3 protein-coding genes are annotated in these 2232 nt (G+C 73.5%); all 3 read right to left on the reverse strand.

Annotation, left to right across the window (positions count from 1 at the left end):
- Nucleotides 1-1034 (reverse strand): amidohydrolase family protein (locus IJH84_RS22005; RefSeq protein WP_295148457.1); only part of this gene is annotated, 1034 nt, incomplete at its 3' end.
- The gene (locus tag IJH84_RS22010) at nt 1027-1500 is read right to left on the reverse strand and encodes a (2Fe-2S)-binding protein (protein ID WP_295148461.1); all 474 of its coding nucleotides are present in this window, start codon (nt 1498-1500) and stop codon (nt 1027-1029) included. The genes IJH84_RS22010 and IJH84_RS22005, both read right to left, overlap by 8 nt.
- Nucleotides 1491-2232: FAD binding domain-containing protein (locus IJH84_RS22015; RefSeq protein ID WP_295148464.1), on the reverse strand; the 742-nt coding region annotated here is incomplete at its 5' end. The genes IJH84_RS22010 and IJH84_RS22015, both read right to left, overlap by 10 nt.

Genomic DNA, 2232 nt, shown 5'->3' on the forward strand with positions numbered 1-2232 from the left:
CCGTGCTGCGCGCGGGCGGTGAGCAGCGCTTGCCGCATCTCCTCGCCGAGACCGCCTGCTTCGTTGGAGGCGACACCGTCCACGCCCAGCCCCACGTGGACCCCGGCGTCGAGCATCGCGCGCAACGGTGCGACACCGGCGCCGAGGCGGCCGTTCGAGCTCGGGCAGTGCGCCGAGCCGGTGCGTGTCTCGGCCAGTCGCGCGACAGCCTCGTCGGCGAGGTGCACGGTGTGCGCGAGCCACACGTCCGGCCCGATCCAGCCGAGCTCGTCGGCGTGCTCCGCGGGCGTGCGGCCGAATTCGGCGAGGCATTGCCGCTGCTCATCGACGGTTTCCGCGAGGTGGGTGTGCAGCCGCACGCCGCGCGATCGCGCCAGCTCGGCGCTGCGGCGCATCAGCTCGGTGCTCACCGTGAACGGGGAGCACGGCCCCACGGCGACCCGGATCTGCGCGTCCGCCGCCGGATCGTGGAACCGGGCGATCGCCTCGTCGGTCCCGGCGAGTGCGTTGTCGACGTCCTCCACCAGGGAATCCGGCGGCAGTCCGCCGTGCGACGCACCGCGGTCCATCGAGCCGCGGACCGCGTGCAGCCGCAGCCCGACCCGCCGGGCGGCCGAGACGACGGCGCCGAACACGTCGCCGCCTGCTGCCGGGAACACGTAGTGGTGGTCGGCCACTGTTGTCGCACCGGACAGCGCCAGCTGCGCCAAACCGGCGGAGGCGGCCGCGTGCACGACCTCTTCGTCCAGCCCCGCCCACACCGGATACAGCCGGGTCAGCCACTCGAACAGCGTGGAATCCGCGGCGTACCCGCGGGTCGCCCACTGGTAGAGGTGGTGGTGCGTGTTGACCAGGCCCGGTGTGATCAGGCACCCGCTGACGTCGATCCGCCGCCCGCCGGACTCCGGGCTGCCCGACCCGACCGCGGCGATCCGGTCGCCGTCGAGCACCACGTGCCCTTCCGCGTGCTCCGGACCGTCCACAGTGGCCACCGAAGCGCCGTGCAGCACCAGCCGTTGCGGTCGCTCAGCCATGGGCGGCCTTCCGCTCGGCGGCCAGCCGCACCGCATCCATGATCTTCTCGTAGCCGGTGCAGCGGCAGAGATTGCCCGCCAGCGCCTCCCGGATCTCCGCATCCGACGGCGCAGCCCGGTGCGACAGCAGATCATCGGCCTGCACCAGCAACCCCGGCGTGCAGAACCCGCACTGCACGGCACCGGCATCGAGGAACGCCTGCTGCACCTCGCCGAGCCGCTCGCCGTCGGCGAGCCCTTCCACCGTGCGGACCTCGCGGCCGTGGGCCTGACCGGCCGCGACCAGGCAGGCGCCCGCGGTGACGCCGTCCAGGCTCACCGTGCACGAACCGCATTCGCCCTGCTCGCAAGCGTTCTTCGAGCCCGCGAGGCCCAGCCGTTCGCGCAGCACGTAGAGCAGGCTTTCGCCTTCCCACACATCGTCGGCCGTGTGCGGGCGGCCGTTCACGGTGAGCTTCAGGCGCATTGCGACCTCCCGGTGCGGTAGTCCTGCCAAACCCTGCGCAGCGTGCGCCGCGCCAGCACGCCGACCGCGTGCCTGCGGTAGTCGGCGGTGCCGCGCACGTCATCGATCGGCCGGGTCGCCGCGGACACGAGCTCGCCGAAGCGCTGCGCGGTCCGCTCGGGGAGTTCACCGGCGTCCCAGTCCAGCTCCGCGGCCAGGAAGTCCTCGGCCTCGGTCGCGCGGAACGGCGTCGGCCCGGCCGACCCGACGCCGGTGCCCACCCGCTGCGACTCTGGGTGCAGCGAGACCGCGAACGTGCACACCGCGATCACCATCGCGTTGCGGGTGCCCACCTTCGCGAACTGCTGCGGGCCGGAAGCGGGGGAGACGTGCACGGCGGCGATCAGCTCGTCCGCGGCCAGCGCGGTGCGCTTGACGCCGGTGAAGAACTCCGTGATCGGGATCGTGCGACTGCCGCGCACCGACTCCACCTCGACCAGCGCGTCCGAGGTCAGCAGCGGTGGATGGCCGTCCCCGGCCGGTGAGCCCGACCCGAGGTTGCCGCCGAGCGTGCCGCGGTTGCGGATCTGCGGCGAACCGACGGTGCGGGCGGCCATCGCCAGCCCCGGCAGCCGGTCGCCGAGCTCGTCGATCAGCCGGGTGTAGGGCAGGCCGGCGCCGATCCGCAGCCGCCCCGCCGACTCCGACCAGTCGGCGAGCTCGCCGATGCCGGTCAGGTCCAGCAGCGCGTCC

Origin of the sequence: Saccharopolyspora sp., assembly GCF_017434145.1 — a bacterium.
GTDB lineage: Bacteria > Actinomycetota > Actinomycetes > Mycobacteriales > Pseudonocardiaceae > Saccharopolyspora_C > Saccharopolyspora_C galaxeae.